Origin of the sequence: Microbacterium sp. PF5, from assembly GCF_004794315.1 — a bacterium.
Classification (GTDB): Bacteria; Actinomycetota; Actinomycetes; order Actinomycetales; family Microbacteriaceae; genus Microbacterium; species Microbacterium sufflavum.
Window position 1 is genome coordinate 1 of sequence record NZ_SSDQ01000174.1, and the last position, 20,850, is coordinate 20,850.

Sequence of the window (20,850 nt, forward strand, 5' to 3'; positions counted from 1 at the left end):
CCGACGGCGTGGCCGCGGAGGTGGATCGGCGGCTCGGGCTCACCTGGTTCGGCGGGCTGCTGCTGCTCGCGGCACCCCTGCTCGTGCTGCTGTCCGTCGCCGCGGCCTGGCCGGTCGCCGCGGCATCCGGAGTGGCGCTGCCGCCGCTCGTCCCCGGCCGTCGACCCGCACGAGGAGAATCATGACCGACCGCCTGTCCCCGTCCCGTCCGCACACCGAGGCCCCCGCGCTCGCGATGCCCGTGGGTGGCATCGGCACCGGCGGCTTCGCGGTGAACGCCGACGGGTCGCTGCGCCAGTGGCAGCTGCAGGGCATGCCGAACCACCTGGGCGCTCTCCCCGGCACGGGCTTCTGGCTGCGGGTCACGCAGGTCGAGCCGCCGCTCAACGTCATCTCGATGGTGCAGGGCACCCCGGTCCCGGATCCGCAGGCATCGCTCACGACCGACGGCTTCGTGCCCGAGTGGATGACCGCGGCGGCCGAGAGCTTCAGCACCTTCGACAGCGCCGCGTTCCGGGGCACCTACCCGGTGGCCGAGGTCGAGCTGACCGATCCGCGCCATCCGGTCGAGGTGCGCATGCGCGTGCTCAACCCGATGGCCCCGCGCGACGTCGAGCTCAGCTCGATCCCGACCGGGATGTTCGAGTTCACGCTCACCAACACCGGCCCGATCGGGGTGCACGGCACGCTTGCGGGGTCGCTGCTCAACGCGATCGGGTGGGACGGCATCACGCCCATCGCCGACAGCACCCCGGGGCTGGGCGGCAACGTCAACCGACTGCGCCGCGGCAAGGGCTGGTCGCGCGTGGTCATGGACAACCCGAGCCTGGACGAGAGCGACCGCCTGGCCGGGCAGCTCGTGCTCGCCGCCGACGACGAGACAGCGGCCGTGCTCACGCGGTGCAGCGGTCTGGAGCACCTCGACGCGTTCCTCCGCTCCCGCGCCGGGAACGACGGACGCTCCCGGCTCGCGCTCGCCCCCACGATCGGCGACCCGCAGCTCAACGCCCCGCAGGGCGGGTCCGGCCCCAGCCCGCAGGGGCGGTCGTGGCTCGGGGTGGTCGGCGTGCCCTTCGCCCTCGCCCCCGGCGCCTCGCGCACGATCTGTTTCTCGATCTCGTGGCACCTGCCCAACCGGTTCGTCGACATCGAGCAGTTCGGGGCGCCGCACCCGGAGTGGGGAGCGTCCACCTTCTACCTCGGCAACGCGTACGGCCGGCGCTACCTCGACGCGCTCGACGTGCAGGCCACGGTCGAGCGCCGGTGGGACGAGCTCGTCGAGCGTACGCTCCGGTGGACCGGCACCCTCGCGGGGTCGAGCCTCGACGCGCGGGAGGTCGAGCACCTGGCCGCCCAGGCCGCATACGTGCGCAGCCCCACGTGCTTCATCGGCGCCGACGGCCGGTTCTACGGCTACGAGGGCTCGCTCGGCGACTCGACCTGGATGTGGTCGGGCGTCTTCGGCGGCTCCTGCCCGCTCAACTGCACGCACGTGTGGCAGTACGAGGCCGCGCTCGCCGGGCTGTGGCCGAGCCTGGAGCGGAACATGCGCGACACCGAGTTCGACGTGATGCAGGCGGCCGGCGGGTCGATCCCGCACCGCCTGCGCGTGCCCACGTATCTGCACCAGATGACGGACGAGTTCATCGGCGGACCGGAGGAGCCCGCGCTCGACGGCATGCTCGCCACGATCCTCAAGTCGCTGCGCGACGTGCAGCGCGGGGCGGGATCGGAGTGGCTCGAACGCCGCTGGCCGCAGCTCGTGCGGTTGTACACGCACATCCGGGAGAAGTGGGACGCGGACGGTGATGGCGTGCTGCGCGGCATCCAGCCCAGCACGCACGACATCGACCTCGCCGGGGTCAACCCGTTCATGGGCACGCTGTGGCTCGCGGCGCTGCGGGCGTACGAGGAGCTCGCGCGGCGGGTGGGCGACACCGAGGCCGCGGCGGAGGCGGCCGAGAGGTTCCGCTCCGGCTCGGCGGGGTACGACGAGCTGCTGTTCGACGGCACCCACTACATCCAGGTGCTCGACGAGGGCGACCCGGAGGACTTCCAGTGGCGCACGGGTGTGCTGTCCGATCAGGTGATCGGGCAGTGGTGGGCGCATCAGCTCGGACTCGGGCCGATCCTGCCGCCCGAGCACGTGCGCAGCGCCCTCCGGCACGTAGTCGCCTCGAATCTGCGGCACGGCTTCGCGGACTTCGCGCACCCGTATCGCGTCTATGCCGACACGGCCGACGACGTCGGGTTGCTGATGTGCACGTGGCCCGAGGGCGGACGACCCGAGGTGCCCACGCGCTACGCCGACGAGGTGTGGACGGGCATCGAGTGGCAGGTCGCGGCGCACTGCTTCTTCGAGGGGCTGGAGGAGGAGGGCCGTGCGGTGCTCGAAGGACTGTGGGACCGGCACGACGGCCGCCGCCGCAACCCCTACAACGAGATCGAGTGCGGCGATCACTACGCCAGGGCCATGGCGGGGTGGACGCTGCTGCAGGCGCGCTCCGGCGTGCGCGTGGACGAGGGGACGGGCGAGCTGCACGTCGGTGCCGAGGGCCGCTGGCCGTGGGTGAGCGCGGCGGGCTACGGCACCGTCACCGTGGGGGAGCAGGTGGAGGTCGATGTGGTGGAGGGCGACTGCCCGTTCACCGTGGTGCGCGCCGACTGAACGCACCGAAGGGCGCCCGCGGGAAGCGGGCGCCCTTCGTCGTGCTCGGTGTCAGCCCTGCGGCGGGCGCGACGGGGAGGCGCCGATGTCGGGCACGGCCGCGCTGCCCAGGTGCACCTCCAGGTCGTCGGCGCTCGGTGTGCGCGGGCGGCGCGCGGTCGGCCGGTCGAGGTAGAACAGCGCGGTGGAGGCGATGTCGTCCCGCAGCGGCAGGTATCGCCATCCGCTGCGCCAGCCGAGCGCCTGGATGTCGACCCGCGGGATGCCGCTGGCGAAGTGGATCGGGTCGAGCACGTGCCAGCGGTACATGCCGAAGCGCTGCTGCGACACGTAGAGGCCGTCGGGCCGGATCACCTGCGGCATCCCCAGATACGGGGTGGAGAAGGCGGTGTAGCCCTGGCCGGGGATGTCGAAGTTCCACGCGCCGCCGAAGTAGTCTTCGGTGCCGGTGCCGCAGATCGTGGGGTGGTCGGTGTCGTCGTCGAGGTAGAACTTGATCTCGCCCTCACCCCACCAGCCGTTGGAGTTCACGCCCCACGCGATGTAGGTGCCGACGTACTGCCCGCGCCCCTCGATGCCCTCCAGCAGGACGTGCGGGGTGCGGTCCTCCAGCGGGTTCGAGCGCCGCCACTGCGCGTGGAAGTAGGCGTCGTCGGAGTGATCGCCCCCGACCTCGTAGGTCACCTGGTAGTAGACGCGCACGTCGACGGTCGACGTGTTCTCGAGCGTGAGCCGGGCGCCGTCGCGGAACGGCATCGGCCAGTAGGAGTTGAAGCCGCCGTGCGGGTTCGCGGCGATGGTCTGCGAGTTCACCTGGGCGAACACGCCCCATCCGTTGCAGAAGAAGTCGCCGTAGGGCACCTCGACCGCGGGCTCCGCGGCGCCGTCCCAGTACGCGCGCAGCAGCAGGGTGCGCCAGTTGTCGGTGTGGGTGGTGATCCAGATGTGGGTGATCTTGCCCGGACCCTCGATCGCGGCGAGCTCGAAGGTCTCTCCGGCCGGGATGTCGACGCTGGGGGAGATCTTCCAGCCGGGGCCGAGGTCGCGCGCGCTCGCCGCACCGGTGCCCTCGGTGGCGCGGCCGCCGCCGCCCGGCGAGCCGTCGAAGTTCTCGGGGGAGATGGACCGGGTCTGCACGGTGCGCAGCGCTGCGAGCGTGGACAGAGAGGAGGGGGCAGGCGTCATGGCCGCCAATGTAATCGATTTCAGATCGATGCACCAGAGACCTCGCGAGCGCGCGATACTGTTGCTTCACGTCCGGGGTCACCGGACAGGCAGTGAGGGTGCATGGCCACGATCTACGACGTCGCGGAGCTCGCGGGCGTCTCGCCCGCGACGGTCTCCCGCGTGTTCAACGGCACGAGCGTCTCGGAGGAGAAGGTGGCCGCGGTGCGCGAGGCCGCCGCCCAGCTGCACTTCACGCCGAACCGCGCGGCCCGCACCCTGCGCACCCAGAGCTCCGAGGTCATCGCGCTCGTCATCCCCGACATCGAGAACCCGTACTTCACCGAGATGGCGCGCGGCGTGGAAGACGTCGCCTCCGAGGCCGGGTACTCCGTGGTGCTGTGCAACTCCGACGCCCAGCTCGAGAAGGAGGCCACGTACCTCCGCATCGCGATCGCCGAGCACATGTCGGGCGTCATCATCGCGACCGCCGATGAGCACAGCGATCTGAGCGGCATCCTCGCCACCGGGCGACCCGTCGTCGCGGTCGACCGCAGCACCACGTACGACATCGACGGCGTGGTGATGGCCAACCGGGCAGCCGGCACCTCCGCCACGCAAGACCTCATCGCCGCGGGCTACCGTCGCATCGCCTACATCGGCGGGCCCGAACACATCGACACCGCGGCCGAGCGCGCGGCCGGCTGGCGCTCCGCGCTCTCCGCCGCAGAGCCCGACCTCGACCTGGACGAGCTCGTGCGCTTCGCGACGTTCCGGGTCGACGGCGGCCGCGCGGCCATGGAGGAGCTGCTGGCGCTGCCCGAGCCGCCCGATGCGGTGGTCGCGGGCAACAACCTCATCGGGGTCGGCGCCCTGCAGGTGCTCACCGAGCGGGGGCTCACGCCGCCCGCGGTCGGGGTCGCGGTGATCGGATCGCTGCCCTTCACCACGCTCTCGCCCACGGCGGTCACCGTCGTCCGGCTCCCGGCGCGGCACATGGGGGTCACGGCGGCGCGCATGCTGCTGGAGCGGATCAAGGGCGACACCCAGCCCGCGCGCACGGTCGTGCTGCGCAACGAGGTGCAGTCCGCGAGCACGCCCCGCGTCTGACGTCCCTGCGGACGGGCGGGGCTCTGCCGGGGAAACGCCCACGCATCGGCTTGCGGCTTGAAATCGATTTCGCTTACCATGGCGAAAGGTCGGATCACCGGCCGCCCTGCGTCGAGGAGGACCATGCGCTGCACCATCGGTGTCGACATCGGCACGTCCAGCAGCAAGGGCGTGCTCGTCGACGAGGCGGGGACGATCCTCGCGACCGCGACGCGCGCGCACGAGGTGAGCCGCCCCCGCACCGGCTGGGTCGAGATGGACGGCGACGTCTGGTGGGACGAGTTCGTCGACCTGGCCCGTGAGCTCCTGGCCGCAGTGCCGGAGGCCGAGGTGGCCGGGGTCGGCGTCAGCGGCATGGGCCCCTGCATCCTGCTCGCCGACGAGCACGACCACCCCGTCCGCCCCGCCATCCTCTACGGCGTCGACACCCGCTCCACCGCGCAGATCGCACGGATGACCGCGGAGCTGGGCGACGAAGACATCACCCGCGTGGGCGGCTCGACGCTCACGTCGCAGGCCGGCGGCCCCAAGATCGCCTGGGTCGCCGACGAGGAACCCGAGGCGTGGTCGCGCGCCCGCCGCCTCTACATGCCCGCGTCCTGGCTCGCCCGCAGGCTGACCGGGGCCTACGTGCTCGACCACCAGTCCGCCAGTCAGGTGTCGCCCCTGTACGACATCGAGCACGAGCGCTGGCACGAGCCGTGGTGGCAGCGCTATGCGGGCACGATCGAGGCCCCGGAGCTGCGGTGGGCGGGCGACGTGGCGGGCACCGTGACCGACGCGGCCGCCGCCGCCACCGGCATCCCCGCAGGCACCCCCGTGGTCACCGGCACCATCGACGCCTGGACCGAGGCCGTCAGCGTGGGCGCGCACGAGCTCGGCGACCTGATGCTGATGTACGGCACCACGATGTTCCTCGTCGCGACCGGCGCCGAGACCCTGCGCACGCCCTCGATGTGGACGACCGCCGGTGCCTTCGCCGGCACGCGCAACCTCGCGGGCGGACTCTCGACCTCCGGCGCGCTCACCGCCTGGCTGAAGGACCTCACCGGCGCGGACTACCCGGAGCTGCTCGGCGAGGCCGCCACGTCCGGCCCCGGCGCCCGCGGGCTCCTGATGCTGCCGTACTTCGCAGGCGAGCGCACGCCCATCCAGGACCCGGATGCGCGGGGCGTGATCGCCGGCCTCACGCTGGAGCACACCCGCGGCGACCTGTACCGCGCGGCGCTCGAGGCCACGGCACTCGGCGTGCGCCACAACGTCGAGACCATGCGGGCCGCCGGCGCCGACATCCGCCGCATCGTCGCGGTCGGCGGCGGCACCCAGGGGCGCCTGTGGCTCCAGATCGTGTCCGACGTCACGGGACTCGTGCAGGAGGTGCCCGAGACGACCATCGGCGCGAGCTACGGCGCCGCGTTCCTCGCCGCCGGAGCCACCGCGGCCCCGGGGGCTGCTCCCGCCATCGACGACTGGAACCCGATCGCCGAGACCGTGCGGCCCGACACGGCGCTGCGCCCCTTCTACGGCGCCCTGTTCGACCGCTACGTGCGGCTGTACGAGGGGACCACATCCGTCGTCCACGACCTCGCCGCGGACCAGCGCGGCGCGACCCCGACCACCCCGACCCCGGAGGCACCATGACCACGTACACCCTGCCCGCGCCCGCCGCGCGCCCGACCGCGGCACCGAAGACCGCGTACCTCATCACCTCGGGCGATCTGCGCGAGTCGGCGAACGTCGCCGGGTGGCCGACCCAGGTGGAGCTCGAAGCGGGTGTGACGGGCGTGCTGAACGACCTCGGCTGGGAGGTGATCCGGCCGTTCGGCGTCGACCCCGAGACCGGTCACGGCTTCATCTCCAGCCAGCGCATGGGCCTCGAGGTGTTCCGCGACATCCCGACCGATGCCCCGCTGGTGGTCGCGATCGCCAACTGGCAGTACTCGCACCACGTGCTCGCCGGGCTGCGCACGCACGAGGGCCCGATCCTCACGGTCGCCAACTTCGCCGGTGACTGGCCGGGGCTGGTCGGTCTGCTCGGCCTGAACGCCGGGCTCACGAAGATGGGCAAGCCCTACGCCACCACCTGGTCGGTCGACTACACCGACGACTGGTTCATCGACGGCATCCGCGAGTGGACCGAGACCGGCGCGATCACGCACGACCAGTCGCACGTGCGTCCGCTGCCCGCGCTGCCGGACAGCCCGGAGAAGCAGCTCGGTGAGGCCCTGGCCGCGCAGCTGCGCGCCGACAAGGCCATCATCGGCGTGTTCGACGAGGGCTGCATGGGCATGTACAACGCGATCTTCGACGACGAACTGCTCAACCACACCGGCATCTACAAGGAGCGGCTGTCGCAGTCGGCGCTGTACGCCGAAATGCTGACCGTGACGGAGGACGAGGCCGACGCCGCGTACGACTGGCTGATCGACCACGGCATGACCTTCCGCTACGGCGACGACGCCGCGACCGAGCTCACGCGCGAGCAGGTGCAGTGGCAGCTCAAGATGTACATCGCCGCGCTGCGCATCGCCGACGACTTCGGGCTCGACGCCGTCGGCATCCAGTACCAGCAGGGTCTCAAAGACCTGGTGCCCGCGTCCGACCTCGCCGAGGGCATCCTCAACACCACGGCGCGCCCGCCGGTCACGTCGCGCGACGGCTCCCGCGTGCTGCACGAGGGGCGCGCGTTCCCGCACTTCAACGAGGCCGACGAGGGCGTCGCGGTCGACGCACTCGTGACCGACCGGGTCTGGCGGGCGATGGGCCTCGTGCCCGACAACACGCTGCACGACGTGCGCTGGGGCGAGGACTTCGACGGGCAGTTCGTGTGGGTGTACGAGATCTCGGGCTCCGTGCCCGCCTCGCACCTCGGCGGCTGGGAGCACGCGGAGGGCTGGCGCCAGGGCCATGTGTTCTTCCCCGCGGGCGGCGCCACCATCAACGGGGTCTCGAAGCCCGGCGAGGTCGTGCTGTCGCGGGTGTTCATCGCGGACGGCGTGCTGCAGGCCGACATCTTCCGCGCCTCGGTCGTCGAGCTGCCGGAGGAGGAGACGCAGCGCCGCAAGGACGCCACCAACCCGGAGTGGCCGATCGCCCACGTGGTGCTGCACGGCATCTCGCGCGACCAGTTCATGGCGCGGCACAAGGCCAACCACGCGCAGCTCGTCTATGCGCCCGACGCCGAGACCGCGGACCGGGCCCTCATCGCGAAGGCCGCCATGTTCGACGGGATGGGGATCCGGGTGAACCTCGTGGGGGACGTGCGCGTCTGAGCCGGGCGCGGGGCGTCACTGCGAGCGCCAGAACCGCACGGCGAGGTTCGTGAGCTCCTTGTCGAGGTCTTCCACCTTCGACTCGATCCGACCGAGGCGGGCGTCGATCCCGTCGATGCGGGCCGAGAGGGTGCCTTCGACGCGGTCGATGCGGGCGGAGAGGGTGCCTTCGACGCGACCGACCTCGGAGCGGATGACACGACTGAGCTGCGTCGTCAGGAGGGCTATCCCGCCGAGCATCACGGCGGCGAAGACGCCGAGCAGCGTCCAGATCTGCGGGTCGTTCACGGGCATGCCTCCAGTGTCTGCCAGGACGTCCCCGGTGTCACGGTATTCCGCAGGCGCCCGCGCGCGAAGACCCCATCGGTGCGGTGACCGTCGCCGGACGGCGTCGTGGAGGAGGGGTGAGCGCGCCGGTCAGCGGCCGGGCGCGGGCGTCGCGGCGACCGCAGGGACCGCGTCCGCACCCGTGCCGTCGGCACCGGGGCGCAGTCCGCTCGGCGGACCGCTCAGCGCGCGGAGGGCGTAGAGGATCGTGGCGAGGTCGACGAGCTCCTGCACGAGCGCCCCGGCGACCGCGGGGATCAGGCCCGTCATCGCCACGACCATGAGCCCGACGCTCAACCCGATGCCGATCCAGATCGACGTGAGCGCGACGCGCAGGGTGTGCCGGCCGATGGCGACCGCGTCGACGACCTTCGCGAGCGAGTCGACGAGGATCACCACGTCGGCCGCGTCGCCCGCCGCGGTCGCCCCCTTGGCGCCCATCGCGATGCCGATGTCGGCCGCCGCGAGCACCGGGGCGTCGTTCACGCCGTCGCCGACCATCAGCACGGGCCGGGGTTCGAGCTCGGCCGCGAGCCGCACCTTCTCCGGCGGGAGCAGTTCGGCGTGGACCTCCTCGATGCCCAGCTGGTGCGCCACCGACTCCGCCGTCGACCGCACGTCGCCGGTGAGCATCGCGACCCGTTCCACCTCGTGCAGCCGCAGCCACGAGACGACCGCGGCGGCCTCCGGCCGCGCCGCATCGGCGAGCAGGAGCGCTCCGGCGAAGCGTCCGTCCACCGCGACGTAGGCGGCCGCCTCGCCCGTGCCCAGCTCGGCGCGCACGGTGTCGGGCGCCAGCGACGCGACGTACGCGGGCTTGCCGACCACGACCGTGCGGCCCCGGATCGTCGCGGAGACGCCGTTGGTCGCGGTCTCGCTCGCCTCCGCGGCCGCCTCGAGGGGCAGGCCCCGCGCCTCGGCGGCGGTGCGGATGCCCGCGGCCAGCACGTGCGACGAGTACTGCTCGGCCGAGGCGGCGAGCTGCAGCACCTCGTCCGCGTCGAAGCCGGGCGCCGGTCGCACGTCGACCAGCTCCGGGCGGCCCTGTGTGAGCGTGCCGGTCTTGTCGAACGCGGCCGACCGGACGCGCGCGATCTGCTCGACCACGGCCCCGCTCTTCATGATCACGCCCGACTTCGCGGCCCGGGACAGGCCGCCGAGGAACGCCACGGGTGCCGCGATCAGCAGCGGGCACGGGGTGGCGAGCACGAGCACCTCCGCGAAGCGCGTCGCATCGCCCGACAGCGCCCACGCGGTGCCGGCCAGGACGAGCGCGACGGCCGTGAAGGGGATCGCGAACCGGTCGGCGAGACGCACGATGGGCGCGTGCGAGGACTCGGCCTGATTCACGAGGGCGACGATCTGCTGGTACTGGCTGTCGGCTCCGGTGCGCAGGGCGCGGAGGCGGATCGCCCGGCTGCCGTTGATCGCGCCGGACAGCACCTCCTCGCCCGCGTGCCGCGAGACCGGCAGGCTCTCACCGGTGAGCGAGGACTCGTCGAACTCGCCCTCGGTCGTCAGCAGCGTGCCGTCGACCGGCACGATCTCGGCCGGACGCACCAGCAGCACATCACCGACCGCGACCTCGTCGACCGGCACGTCGTGCGCCTCGTCCGACTGCGCGTCGCCGGGGTCGTGCAGCACGTGGGCGATGCGCGGCGACCGGTCGAGCAGGGCCGACAGGTCGCGGCGGGCGCGGCGGCCGGCGAAGTCCTCCAGCGCCTCCCCGCCCGACAGCATCAGCACGATGATGAGCGCCGCGATGTACTCGCCGACGGCGAGCGTCGCGACCATCGCCACGACCGCGAGGATGTCGAGGCCGACGTGGCCGCGGAGCACGTCGCGCACCATCCCGATCAGGGTCCACACCACGACCGCGGCGACGTACACCGTCGCGATCCAGCGCCCGACCTGCTGCTGATCGACCGCGTGCAGCACGCCCACCAGGGCGAACGCCAGCACGGTGAGGGTGATGACCGGATACCGCCACAGCAGACTGAGCGAACGCATGCCCCCAGCCTCCCGCGGAACGGCGGCCGAGGCCAAGGGCGGATCGTCCACTCTTTCACCCGCAGAACTTAAGCGATATAGTCGGCCGCGAGTCGCGCCGATGCGGCTCGCGCTCGACAACGATGCCGAAGGAGACGAACCCCCATGTATCCGTCCTCATCCAGAAGTCACCGCCATCGGCGCGCCTTCACGGCCGCCCTCTCCGCCGCTGCGGTGGCCCTCACCGCGGTCGCCGCGACGGGCCCGGCCGCTGCGGACGCCACCGTCGACGAGGCGAAGCTGGCGGTCTACGTCGAAGTCAACTCGAACGATTTAGCGAACGTCGCCGACTACACCCTGGCCGATTCGGGTCGCCCCGCCGTGGATCTCGCGATGATCTTCGCCGCGAACATCAACTACGACGGCCAGCAGGCGTACCTGCACTTGAACGAGCGGGTGACCGAGACCCTGCAGGATGCGGAGAACCAGATCCGGCCGCTGCAGGCGCAGGGCACGAAGGTGCTGCTCTCCGTGCTCGGCAACCACCAGGGGGCCGGGTTCGCGAACTTCACCTCGTTCGCCGCCGCCGACGCCTTCGCCGCGCAGCTCGAGGACGCGGTGACCACGTACGGCCTCGACGGCATCGACTTCGACGACGAGTGGACGGAGTACGGCGCCAACGGCACACCGCAGCCCAATACCCAGTCGTTCGGGTGGCTGGCGACCGCGCTGCGCGACCGGCTCGGCCCCGACAAGCTCATCACGCTCTACGCGATCGGCCCGTCGTACACCACCACCGACTTCACGCAGTTCGACGTCGACGGGGTGCTCGACCACGCCTGGAACCCGTACTACCCGACGTATGACGCCCCGACCGTGCCGGGCCTGGACGATCGCGCGCGGCTCGGCGCCGCGGCGATCGACCTGTCGAACACAAGCGCCGCCACCGCGGCAGACTTCGCGCAGCGCACGGTCGCCGACGGGTACGGCGTCTACGTCGCCTACAACCTCACGGCGAGCGACCAGTCCGCCTACCTGTCCGGGATCACGCAGGCGTTGAAGGGAGAGGCCACGGTCTTCCAGGCGCCTCCGGCCGACACGACCGCGCCCACCGTGACGTTCAAGAGCGGCGCGCAGTTCACCAAGCAGAAGGACGACGGCTACAAGCGGGTGAGCTTCCGGCTGCACGACGAGGGACTCATCGACCGGATCGTGCTGAACGGCGTGCCGACCGACCTGGAGAACGGGGAGTCCCGCGACCTCGACGTGCTGAAGCCCGGCGTGCTCGGTGCCGTCCTCGGGGTCAACACGCTGCAGGTGGTCGACGTCGCCGGAAACAGCACCGAGGTGACGTTCACGCTGACGAAGTGACCGGCGCGAGGGCGAACAGCTCGAGCTGACGGATCGTGACCTCGGCGTCCGCGCACAGGCGGATCGCCGGGGTCACGGTCCGTGCGGCCAGGGTGAACGGGGTCGTGCGATCCGGTCGCAGCGCCTCGGCATGGGCCGCGGCCACCCGCTCCCACCCGCCGTCCGCCCGCTCGACCTCCCAGTGCCAGCCGGACGCGGGCGTCGCGGTGACCGCGGTCACGCTCACGTCGGTGATGTCGCGCGCCGCGGGGAAGCGCCACCCCACCCACTCGCCCGGCCGCAGGCTCACGCCGTCGGCCCCCGGGGGGTCGCCGTCGTCGAACAGTCGCGCCGCGTGGTCGAGGCCCCGGGAGGCGATCGACTCGCCCGCCTCCGAGGTCAGGTCCGGGTGCCACGGCTCGACGGCGACGTCGGGCGCCGCGGCCTCCAGCGCCTCCGCGGGGTCGAGCGTGAAGGTCAGGTCGAGCACCGCATCGCCGATCAGTCGTTCCACGGGCAGGTCGGCCGTGGGGAGGGGGTCGCCGTCGAGCAGCGCCGACCGGAGCACGTGGGCGCCCGGCTCGCTCCGCTGCACGCGGATCCGCAGCGTCGACCCGTCGCCGCGATCGACGCGGACGTCGTCGAACAGCGGGGAGCCGATGCGCAGCCGCCCGGAGGCGAGCTCGAGCGGATACAGGCCCAGCGCCGCCCACAGCCACCAGGCGCTCATCTCGCCGTTGTCCTCGTCGCCGGGGAAGCCCTGCCCGATGTGCGCGCCGGCGAACAGACGCCCCGCGAGGTCGTGCACGATCGCAGCGCCCGCCCACGGGCGGTCGGTGAACGCATACAGGAAGGGGATGTGGTGGGCGGGCTGGTTCGAGATCGCGCACATGCCGGAGCGCAGCGCGCGGGCCTCCCGCTGCTCGTGGATGACCGTGCCGTAGGCGCCGCCGAAGCGTTCGTCGGCGGTCTCCGGCTCGGCGAACAGCGCGTCGAGGTGGCGGCCGAGCCCGGCGGGGCCGCCGTACAGCGCCGCGAGCGCGGGGCCGTCGTGCACCGCGCCGACCGACATCCCCCACGCGTTGGTCTCCACGTTGTCGCCACCCCACACCCGGGGGTCGAAGCCGGGCGCGAACGCCCCGTGCGCGTCGCGGCCGCGGAAGAATCCCGAGTCGGGATCGAACAGGGTGCGGTACGACCGGGCGCGGTTGGCGAGGTAGCGGGCGAACGCGCGGTAGCGGGCGGCGTCCGTGGCGGTGGCGGCGTCATCGGCGAGCTGCCGCGCGAACCGCCCGAGGGCCGCGTCGCTCACGGCGTTCTCGATGCTCCAGCTCATGCCCTCCGGCACGTCGGAGGAGATGTACCCGGTGAAGCGCCCGCGACCGATGCCCTTGCGGCCGCGACGGGCGTCCGGCCCCGGCTCGCACGCGTGGCGCCAGCCGCTCTCGAACGCGGCCTCCCGGTCGAACGCCACACCCCAGCGCGCGGCGTCGGCGAAGATCTGGTCGCTCGACGTGCCCACCATGCTGTCGACGTACCCCGGGGCGCTCCACCGCGCCATCCACCCGCCCCGCCGGAACTGGGCGAGCTGGCCGTCCAGCAGCTGCCCGGTCAGGGCGGGGTCGAGCAGCGCCAGCGCGGGCCACTCCGTGCGGTAGGTGTCCCAGTAGCCGTTGTTCACCACGAGCTCGCCCTCGGCCACGGGCGCACTGGTCTCGGTCTCCCCGAACGGCGCGCGCGGCGCGAACACGTCGGCGAAGCGGTGGTCGGGCGCGGTGGTGGTGCCCGCGTTCTCGCCCGCCGTGTTCGGGTACAGGTGCATGCGGTGCAGGGCCGCCGCGATCCGGGCGCGATGCTCCTCGTCGGCGAGACCGCGGTACGGCCGCTGCCGCGGGTCGAGCGGAGGGAGGGTCACGCGGCCGAGCAGGCGGTCCCACGCGGCGGCTGCGGCGGCGCGCAGCTCCTCGAAGGACCGGGACGGCGGAGCCTCCTGGGCGAGGCTGCGCCGGGCCTGCGCGATCGACAGGAACGACACCGCGATGCGGACCTCCAGGCTGCCGCGCCCGTCGAGGTGCCCGGCGACGCGCCCGCGCCCGTCGTCGTCGAGCCGGCCGCGCGCCTCGGTCGCGCCGACCGTCGCCCCGGCGAAGTAGCAGCGGGGCGCGTTGCCCCAGTCCTCCGCGCCCTCCGGGATCCAGCCCTCGAACTCGCCGTCGTCCGTCCAGGTCAGGCGCCCGTCGTCGGTGAGCTGATCGATCACGAAGCCGACGGTGGCCGTGGGGTCGTCGGCGGCCACCCGGAACGCCGCCGCGTGCGAGGTCGCGGTCATCGCCACGTGCAGTCCGTCGCCGAGGTCGGCGGCGTACTCGTGGGGGCGCGCCCGTTCGCTGCCCGGCACGATCCACCGTCGCCGTGCCGCGCGCTCCGAGCGGGCGCGGCCGAGGAACGGCATGAGCTGCAGCACCGAGCGATCACCGATCCACGGGCTCGGCTGGTGCGAGAACTGCAGGGCCTCCAGGCGGCGGCCCTGCGGATCGTCGTGCACGAACGGGCGGTACGGCCAGCGGGCGTCCGCGGCGTCGGTCGCCGGCGTGACGAACGTGAAGCCGTGCGGCACCGCCACCGCCGGGATCGTGTTGCCGCGCGAGAACCGCGGTCCGGAGTGCGTGCCGCGGCGGGTGTCGACGCGCTCGACCGGCGGCAGGTCGGGGTCCGCCGGTCGGCGTTCCTCCACACGGACCTGCACGAATCCGGTCGCGCGGGCGGGCAGACCCTCCGCGCCCGTGAGCGACGGCGCGCCCAGCACCAGCTCGACCGTGGCCCGCACCGCGCCTCCGGTCGACAGAGGGGCGAGCGCGACCGTATCGGCGTTCCACTGCTCCGGGAGGCTCCAGCGGGCGGCGAACTGCGCCTCGGGCGTGAGCGGCACGTCGTAGCGGTCGCGGACGGCGGTGTGGTCGCTCAGCCGGGTCCCGTCCGCCGTTCGCACGTCCACCGTCACCGCGAGCGCCGCGTGCGGAGCCAGGGTCGCGTCCGGCCCGTCGGCGTAGAACGCCCAGTGCAGCACGGTCTCGGGAGTGACGGTGAGGTCGGAGAGCCCCGGCACGTCCAGCCGCTGCGGCCCCAGGGCGGGATCGAAAGCGAACGCGAACACGTCGCCGGGCAGCACCCCGGCGTGCGGGCGCGACGACGGGGGATCGGCCGGACCGGCGGCCGGGGTCAGCGGCGCCGCGGTCACCCCTTCAGCGCACCCTCCTGCACGCCCTTGAAGAAGAACCGCTGCGTGAAGGAGAACATGATGATGATCGGCACGAGGGCGATCATGGTGCCCGCGGCGATCAGGCGCGGGTCGACCGAGAAGCTGCTGTTCAGGTACGCCATGCCGACCGTGAGCGTGTACTTCGCGGGGTCGGAGAGCACGATCAGCGGCCACAGGTAGTCGTCCCACGCGCCGATGAACGCGAAGATCGCGACGACCGACACCATGCCGCGGATGTTGGGCCACACGATGTGCCGGATGCGCTGCCACGTGGTCGCGCCGTCGACGGTCGCCGCGTCGAGCACGTCCTTCGGGATCATGCGGCACGCGGTGGCCACGAGCAGCACGTTCATGGCGCTGATCGCTCCGGGCAGGAACACGCCCGACAGCGTGTCCGCGAGCCCGAGGGCGCGGATGGTGAGGAAGTTGCTGGTCACGGTCACCTCGCCGGGGAACAGCAGGGTGGAGAGCAGGATGCCCATCACGATCCACTTGCCGCGGAACCGCATGCAGCCCAGCGCGTAGCCCGCGAAGGTCGCCAGGATCACGTTGCTCAGCACCGTGCCGAGCGAGACGAGCAGGGAGTGCCACGCGTACAGGTACACCGGCACGATGTCGGCGACGCGCGTGTAGTTCTGCAGGGTGGGGTCGCGCGGGATGAGCTCCGGCGGGAACGAGTAGATGTTCTCCTGCGGACCCTTGAACGACGTGGACAGCTGCCACACGAACGGCCCGATCACCAGGAAGAGCACCAGGAGCAGCAGCGCGTAGCGGCCGATCAGCCCGCCGAGGGTCGGCTTGCTGAAGTCGCCGGAGCCGCGGTGCCGGAAGATGCGCTCGCGCGCGGGGCGGACCGGGGCGTCGTCGGCGCGGTCGTCGGCGCGCGGCGGGGTGAGCGTGGTCATGCGGAGACCTTCGCCTTCTTCTCGCGGTTCATGAACGCGATCGCGGCCAGCGGCACGAGCGTCAGGAGGAACAGGGCCACGCTGATCGCGGAGGCGTAGCCGATGTTGCCGTTGAGTCCGGAGCCCACCTGGCGGATCAGCATCACGAGCGACATGTCGTAGCCGCCGGGGCCGCCGGTGCTCTTGGAGAGCACGTCGAGCTCGGCGAACACGCGCATGGCCGACACCGCGATCAGCACCGAGATGAGGAGCATGGCGCCGCGCACGGACGGGATCGTCACCGAGAGGAAGCGACGGAACGAGCCGGCACCGTCGAGCATCGCGGCCTCGTGCAGCTCCTTGCCCACGTTCCCTAGCGCCGCGAGGTACACGACCATGTAGTAGCCCAGGCCCTTCCAGACCGTGAGCAGGATGGCGCAGCCCAGCAGCAGCCAGCGGTCGACGAGGAACGCCATCGGCTTGTCGATCAGACCGAGGAACTCCAGGGTCTGGTTGATGATGCCGCGACTGTCGAACAGCCAGGTCCAGATGAGGGCGACCACCACGACCGAGGCGATCACGGGGAAGTAGAAGGTGGTGCGGAAGAACGAGATGCCCGGCAGCTTCTTCTGCACCAGCAGGGCGAGCAGCAGCGGCAGGATCGTGAGCAGCGGCACGCACACGACCACATAGATGAGGCACGTCGTCAGCGCGTTCCAGAACATCTCGTCGCCGAACATGCGCTCGTAGTTCGCGCCGCCCACGAACTCGGGGGTGCGCAGCGGGCGGGCATTCGTGAAGCTGAGGACGACGGTGTTGAGGAACGGCCACAGCGCGAACACCAGCACCCAGATCACGGCGGGGGCGAGGAGCAGCCACGGGGTGAACCACCGGTGGGACCTCATCGTCGTCCTTCGCTGCCGGGTGCCGGTGCTCGCGCTCATGGTCACTGGTCCACGCGGTTCGCGTTGGCGTACTCGACGATCTTGTCGAGCTGGGCCTTTGGGTCGGCCTCGCCGTTGACCGCGAGCGCGATCTGCTGCGTCATGTAGGTCGCCATGTCCGACGTCCACTGGAACGGCAGGGCCTTGGCGTCCTTCATCGCGCCGAACACCGTGTCGATCGCGGCGAGCTGCTTCTCGTCGGTGACGGAGGAGGCGATGTTCTCGACGACCTGGTCGCCGCCCTCGGCCGTTCCGGGCGCGGTCCCGACCGCGAGCGACGAGAACGCCACCTGGTTCTCCTGGTTCGTCGCGAACTCGGCGAACGCGAGCGCGGCTTCCTTGTTGTCGGAGTCGGCGGAGACGTTCAGGCCCTGCACATAGAGCGGTGCGATGCCGAGGCGCGGGGTGGCGACGGTGTTCGCCAGCAGCGACGGGGCGTCCTTCTGCAGATCGGTCGTGAAGCCGGTGCCGCCGGTCGTGAAGGCGACCTTCTCCTGGATGTAGGCCTCGGCGTTGCCGCCGTAGTCGCCGGTGAGGGCCTCGGCGGGCATGGCGCCCGCGGCGTATGCGTCGGCGTACTTCTGGATGATCGCGGCGGCCTCGTCGGTGTTGAAGTCGAACTCGCCCTTGTCGTTGATGACCTCCATGCCGGCGGCCGTGAACGTGTCGAGCGCGGGGATCGAGGAGAGCAGCTGCACCTTGCCGCCCGACTCGGTGGCCACGTCGGTGGCGAGCGTGAGCAGCTCGTCGACCGTGGTCGGCAGGTTCTGCTCCGTGACGCCGTAGGGGGCGAGCTGGGCCAGGTTCCACCACGACGCATCGCTCGACAGGTACCACGGCAGACCGTAGGTGCCGTCGACGCCCGGGTACTGGCTGTAGGCCTCCCACGCGCCCGTGTTGTACGCCGACTTCAGGTCGGGGTCGGCCGTATCGAGGTCGACCAGCTTGCCCGCGGCGACCAGCGGGTAGGCGATGTCGGGCGGCAGGTTGAGCACGTCGGGCAGGGTGTCGGCGTTGGCCTGGCTGAGGATCTTCTCCTGGTAGCCGTCGCCGGGCTGGTCGAGCCACTCGACCTTCACGTCGGGGTGCTCCTTCTCGAACGCGTCGATCAGGTCTTCGAAGTACGGCGTGAACTTCTCGTTCTTGAGCGACCAGGTCTGGAACTGGATCGTGCCGCTCAGGTCGCCGGAGGTGTCGATCGGCCCGGCGTCTCCGGCGCCGGCGCCACCGCCGGTGCAGCCGGCGAGCGCGAGGGCGCCGATCGTGAAGGTTGCCAGTGCAGCCATGCGTGCGGGAACTCTCATCGTGCTTCTTCCTCGAGGCGGGCGATTCGGCGCGGGTCCGACAGGACGGGACTACAGCGCTTTAGCTGATGAAACCATCCGAATCCACCGGTGTCAAGAGAGGGCGCGGGGAGCGCAGGCGGCGAGCGGAATCTCGTGCCGCGGTCTCGCTGCTCAAGCGTTATAGTGGTGCGATCCGCCCTCGTCGGGGGGCTCTGTCCGAAAGGTGAGAACACATGACGCAGCGTGGCGCTCTCGACGCTCCCCTGAGGTTCGGGGCGAACTACACGCCGTCTAAGGACTGGATGCACTCCTGGCTCGACTTCACGCCCGACGACGTGCGCCGCGACTTCGCCGCCCTCGCCGAACTGGGCCTCGACCATGTGCGCGTGTTCCCGCTGTGGACCGTGCTGCAGCCGAACCGCACCCTCATCCGCCCGAAGGCTCTCGACGACGTGCGGGCGATGGTCGACATCGCCGCCGAGTTCGAGCTCGACGCGAGCGTCGACGTGATCCAGGGCCACCTGTCGAGCTTCGACTTCGTGCCCGCCTGGCTGTACACCTGGCACGACCGCAACATGTTCACCGATCCGAGGGCGCTCGACGGGCAGGTCGCCCTGGTGCAGCGGCTCGCGGAGGCGCTGCGCGATGCCCCGAACTTCCTCGGCCTCACGCTCGGCAACGAGGTCAACCAGTTCTCGGCGCACACGCACCCCGCGCCGTGGCCGGTCACGGTCGACGAGGCAGGGGCGTGGATCGAGACCCTGCTCGCGGCCGCGGGGGAGGCCGCTCCCGGACTTCCTCACGTGCACAGCGAGTACGACGCGGTCTGGTACATGGACGAGCACGGGTTCACCCCGGCGCACGCCTCGCGCCTGGGCGCCATGACCACGATCCACTCGTGGATCTTCAACGGCACGGCGCAGCGCTACGGCGGTCGCTCCGTCGCCGCCGACCGGCACGCCGAGTATCTGATCGAGCTGTCGCGGGCGTTCGCGACCGACCCGCAGCGCCCGGTGTGGCTGCAGGAGGTCGGAGCGCCGTCGAACTGTCTGGAACCCGACGAGATGCCCGGGTTCCTGGAGGCGACGCTGCGCTCCTCGGCGCGGACCGAGAACCTCTGGGGCGTCACGTGGTGGTGCTCCCACGACGTGAGCCGCGACCTGGGCGACTTCCCCGACCTGGAGTATTCGCTCGGCCTGGTCGACCAGTCCGGCGCGGCCAAGCCGATCGGCCGGCGGTTCGCGGAGCTGATCCCCGAGCTGCGCGCGCGCACGGCTGCCCCGGCGCGGCCGACCGGGATCGTGGTCGAGGTGGACGAGCGCGACGTGCCGGTGAGCCGGGCCGCGCTGAGCCCGGGAGGGGCGGTGTTCCAGGCGTGGGTCGATGCGTGCACCGCGGGACTCGATCCGGCCCTGGTCACCTCGGCCGACGCGGCAGACCCCGCGGTGCTGGAGGGCCGGGGCATCCGTGAGCTGATCCGCCCCGACCTCGCGGGCGACGCGGTCGGCCGCTACGGCTCGGTCAACACCGTCGTCGACGCCTGACACCATCCGTCGGCGCGCGTCAGGACGCGGGCGGCGCCGTGCTCTCGCGCGCCGTGAGGGTGGGCGTGGGACCGGCGACGCTGGGCAGGGTCGCGCCCGCCTCGATCTGCTGCAGCAGGAGGGTGGCCGCCTGCTCGCCGAGCTCGAACGTGTCGCGCGTCATGGCGGTGATGGACGGGTTGATGAGCCCGGCGATCACCGAGTCGTCGAAGGAGGCGAGGGACACGTCGCGCGGCACGGTGCGCCCCATCTCCTGGGCGACGCGGAGTCCGGCGACCGCCATCACGTCGTTGTCGTAGACGATCGCGGTCGGGCGCTGCTTGCCGGAGAGCAGAGTGCGCGTGACCGCCGAGGCGCGTGCGGGGGAGAAGTCGGTCGCGATGACCTCGCCCGCGATGCCGTCCGCCGCGAGGCGCTCCAGCACCTCGGCGCGCAGGCGCGTGTGCTCGAGCTCGGCGGGTCCGGCGACGTAGGCGATGCGGGTGTGCCCGAGGGCCGCGAGGTAGGAGAACAGCGTCTCGGCCACCTCCTCGTCGCCGATCCACACGCTCGGCACGTCGCCCTCCGCGGACGGCTCCGACCCGATCATCACGGCGCGGGCGTCCAGCGACGCGATGTTCGCCGCGCGCGGGTCGTCGTCGCGCGGATCGATGTAGATGATGCCGTCGACCTGGTTCGACGACCGCCATTGGCGGTGCACCTCCATCTCCTCGTCGATGTCGGCGACCAGGCGCAGCTGCAGGCTGACCTTGCTCTCCGACAGCCGCGATTCGATGCCGGCGATCAGATCGGTGAAGAAGGCCTCGGAGCCCAGCGAGCGGGCGGGGCGGGCGAGTGCGAAGCCGACCGCGTTGGCACGGGCGCCGACCAGGGCACGTGCCGCGGAACTGGGCTGCCAGTGGTGCTCCTCGATGATCGCGAGGATGCGCTGCCTGGTCTCCTCGCTCACGCCGGGGCGACCGTTCAGGGCGAAGGAGACGGCACCGGGGGAGACGCCGGCCAGTCGCGCGATGTCCGCGATCGTGACGCGTTTCCCCGAGGCCATAGGCATCA

The 20,850-nt window shown here is 71.8% G+C and carries 15 protein-coding genes; 7 read left to right on the top strand and 8 right to left on the bottom strand.

The window, feature by feature from the left end:
• Together DW297_RS19055 and DW297_RS18320 are read left to right on the top strand one after the other, a co-directional pair.
• The coding region (locus tag DW297_RS19055) for a hypothetical protein (RefSeq protein ID WP_168442903.1) at positions 1–185 on the top strand (185 nt) is incomplete at its 5' end.
• Positions 182–2,668, top strand: coding sequence for a GH116 family glycosyl-hydrolase (locus tag DW297_RS18320; protein ID WP_136035120.1), 2,487 nt, complete (start codon positions 182–184; stop codon positions 2,666–2,668). The genes DW297_RS19055 and DW297_RS18320, both read left to right, overlap by 4 nt.
• A gap of 51 nt (positions 2,669–2,719) precedes the next feature.
• Here DW297_RS18320 and DW297_RS18325 read toward each other — a convergent pair whose 3' ends face one another.
• Entirely contained in the window at positions 2,720–3,853 is a 1,134-nt protein-coding gene (locus DW297_RS18325; RefSeq protein ID WP_136035122.1) for a glycoside hydrolase family 172 protein, read from the bottom strand.
• 102 nt (positions 3,854–3,955) lie between these two features.
• On the opposite strand from DW297_RS18325, the gene DW297_RS18330 reads away from it, so the two are divergent.
• The 3 genes from DW297_RS18330 to DW297_RS18340 all read left to right on the top strand — a co-directional run bounded on the left by DW297_RS18330 (position 3,956) and on the right by DW297_RS18340 (position 8,214).
• Positions 3,956–4,942: a LacI family DNA-binding transcriptional regulator gene (locus DW297_RS18330; protein ID WP_136035124.1), complete on the top strand. Its 987-nt coding sequence runs from the start codon at positions 3,956–3,958 to the stop codon at positions 4,940–4,942.
• Positions 4,943–5,065: 123 nt separating this feature from the next.
• The gene (locus tag DW297_RS18335; protein ID WP_136035126.1) at positions 5,066–6,583 is read left to right on the top strand and encodes an FGGY-family carbohydrate kinase; all 1,518 of its coding nucleotides are present in this window, start codon (positions 5,066–5,068) and stop codon (positions 6,581–6,583) included.
• Positions 6,580–8,214: a fucose isomerase gene (locus tag DW297_RS18340; RefSeq protein ID WP_136035128.1), complete on the top strand. Its 1,635-nt coding sequence runs from the start codon at positions 6,580–6,582 to the stop codon at positions 8,212–8,214. Before DW297_RS18335 ends, DW297_RS18340 begins: the two co-directional genes overlap by 4 nt.
• 15 nt (positions 8,215–8,229) lie before the next feature.
• On the opposite strand, the gene DW297_RS18345 is transcribed toward DW297_RS18340, so the two are convergent.
• A complete protein-coding gene (locus tag DW297_RS18345; RefSeq protein WP_136035130.1) occupies positions 8,230–8,508 on the bottom strand; it encodes a hypothetical protein in 279 nt (92 codons plus the stop codon).
• Between the two features lie 123 nt (positions 8,509–8,631).
• Positions 8,632–10,551 carry a heavy metal translocating P-type ATPase gene (locus DW297_RS18350; RefSeq protein ID WP_136035132.1) on the bottom strand — a complete coding sequence of 640 codons (1,920 nt, stop codon included), beginning with the start codon at positions 10,549–10,551 and terminating at the stop codon, positions 8,632–8,634.
• Positions 10,552–10,695: 144 nt separating this feature from the next.
• Here DW297_RS18350 and DW297_RS19285 point away from each other — a divergent pair, with 144 nt between their 5' ends.
• Positions 10,696–11,901: an endo-beta-N-acetylglucosaminidase H gene (locus DW297_RS19285; protein ID WP_240744688.1), complete on the top strand. Its 1,206-nt coding sequence runs from the start codon at positions 10,696–10,698 to the stop codon at positions 11,899–11,901.
• Here DW297_RS19285 and DW297_RS18360 read toward each other — a convergent pair.
• Genes DW297_RS18360 through DW297_RS18375 form a run of 4 tightly spaced genes read right to left on the bottom strand, consistent with a single transcriptional unit; the run spans position 11,885 to position 18,253 of the window.
• On the bottom strand, positions 11,885–15,118 hold the full coding sequence (locus DW297_RS18360; protein WP_136035134.1) for a GH92 family glycosyl hydrolase: 3,234 nt from the start codon (positions 15,116–15,118) through the stop codon (positions 11,885–11,887). The genes DW297_RS19285 and DW297_RS18360 overlap by 17 nt on opposite strands.
• On the bottom strand, positions 15,115–16,044 hold the full coding sequence (locus DW297_RS18365) for a carbohydrate ABC transporter permease (protein ID WP_136035136.1): 930 nt from the start codon (positions 16,042–16,044) through the stop codon (positions 15,115–15,117). Before DW297_RS18365 ends, DW297_RS18360 begins: the two co-directional genes overlap by 4 nt.
• The gene (locus tag DW297_RS18370) at positions 16,041–16,928 is read right to left on the bottom strand and encodes a carbohydrate ABC transporter permease (RefSeq protein ID WP_136035139.1); all 888 of its coding nucleotides are present in this window, start codon (positions 16,926–16,928) and stop codon (positions 16,041–16,043) included. The genes DW297_RS18365 and DW297_RS18370 overlap by 4 nt, the downstream gene beginning before the upstream one ends.
• Positions 16,929–16,969: 41 nt before the next feature.
• The gene (locus DW297_RS18375) at positions 16,970–18,253 is read right to left on the bottom strand and encodes an ABC transporter substrate-binding protein (protein WP_168442904.1); all 1,284 of its coding nucleotides are present in this window, start codon (positions 18,251–18,253) and stop codon (positions 16,970–16,972) included.
• A gap of 233 nt (positions 18,254–18,486) precedes the next feature.
• On the opposite strand from DW297_RS18375, the gene DW297_RS18380 reads away from it, so the two are divergent.
• The gene (locus DW297_RS18380; RefSeq protein ID WP_136035142.1) at positions 18,487–19,797 is read left to right on the top strand and encodes a glycoside hydrolase 5 family protein; all 1,311 of its coding nucleotides are present in this window, start codon (positions 18,487–18,489) and stop codon (positions 19,795–19,797) included.
• Between the two features lie 19 nt (positions 19,798–19,816).
• On the opposite strand, the gene DW297_RS18385 is transcribed toward DW297_RS18380, so the two are convergent.
• Positions 19,817–20,842: a LacI family DNA-binding transcriptional regulator gene (locus DW297_RS18385; protein WP_136035143.1), complete on the bottom strand. Its 1,026-nt coding sequence runs from the start codon at positions 20,840–20,842 to the stop codon at positions 19,817–19,819.
• Positions 20,843–20,850: the final 8 nt, after the last annotated feature.

Excerpts from the sequence above, each read along its gene's own strand:
- DW297_RS18335 (WP_136035126.1), top strand. The coding sequence starts at position 5,066 with ATGCGCTGCACCATCGGTGTCGACATCGGCACGTCCAGCAGCAAGGGC.
- DW297_RS18330 (WP_136035124.1), top strand. The coding sequence starts at position 3,956 with ATGGCCACGATCTACGACGTCGCGGAGCTCGCGGGCGTCTCGCCCGCG.
- DW297_RS18370 (WP_136035139.1), bottom strand. The coding sequence starts at position 16,928 with ATGAGGTCCCACCGGTGGTTCACCCCGTGGCTGCTCCTCGCCCCCGCC.
- DW297_RS19285 (WP_240744688.1), top strand. The coding sequence starts at position 10,696 with ATGTATCCGTCCTCATCCAGAAGTCACCGCCATCGGCGCGCCTTCACG.
- DW297_RS18365 (WP_136035136.1), bottom strand. The coding sequence starts at position 16,044 with ATGACCACGCTCACCCCGCCGCGCGCCGACGACCGCGCCGACGACGCC.
- DW297_RS18385 (WP_136035143.1), bottom strand. The coding sequence starts at position 20,842 with ATGGCCTCGGGGAAACGCGTCACGATCGCGGACATCGCGCGACTGGCC.
- DW297_RS18320 (WP_136035120.1), top strand. The coding sequence starts at position 182 with ATGACCGACCGCCTGTCCCCGTCCCGTCCGCACACCGAGGCCCCCGCG.
- DW297_RS18375 (WP_168442904.1), bottom strand. The coding sequence starts at position 18,253 with ATGGCTGCACTGGCAACCTTCACGATCGGCGCCCTCGCGCTCGCCGGC.
- DW297_RS18380 (WP_136035142.1), top strand. The coding sequence starts at position 18,487 with ATGACGCAGCGTGGCGCTCTCGACGCTCCCCTGAGGTTCGGGGCGAAC.
- DW297_RS18345 (WP_136035130.1), bottom strand. The coding sequence starts at position 8,508 with ATGCCCGTGAACGACCCGCAGATCTGGACGCTGCTCGGCGTCTTCGCC.
- DW297_RS18350 (WP_136035132.1), bottom strand. The coding sequence starts at position 10,551 with ATGCGTTCGCTCAGTCTGCTGTGGCGGTATCCGGTCATCACCCTCACC.
- DW297_RS18340 (WP_136035128.1), top strand. The coding sequence starts at position 6,580 with ATGACCACGTACACCCTGCCCGCGCCCGCCGCGCGCCCGACCGCGGCA.
- DW297_RS18325 (WP_136035122.1), bottom strand. The coding sequence starts at position 3,853 with ATGACGCCTGCCCCCTCCTCTCTGTCCACGCTCGCAGCGCTGCGCACC.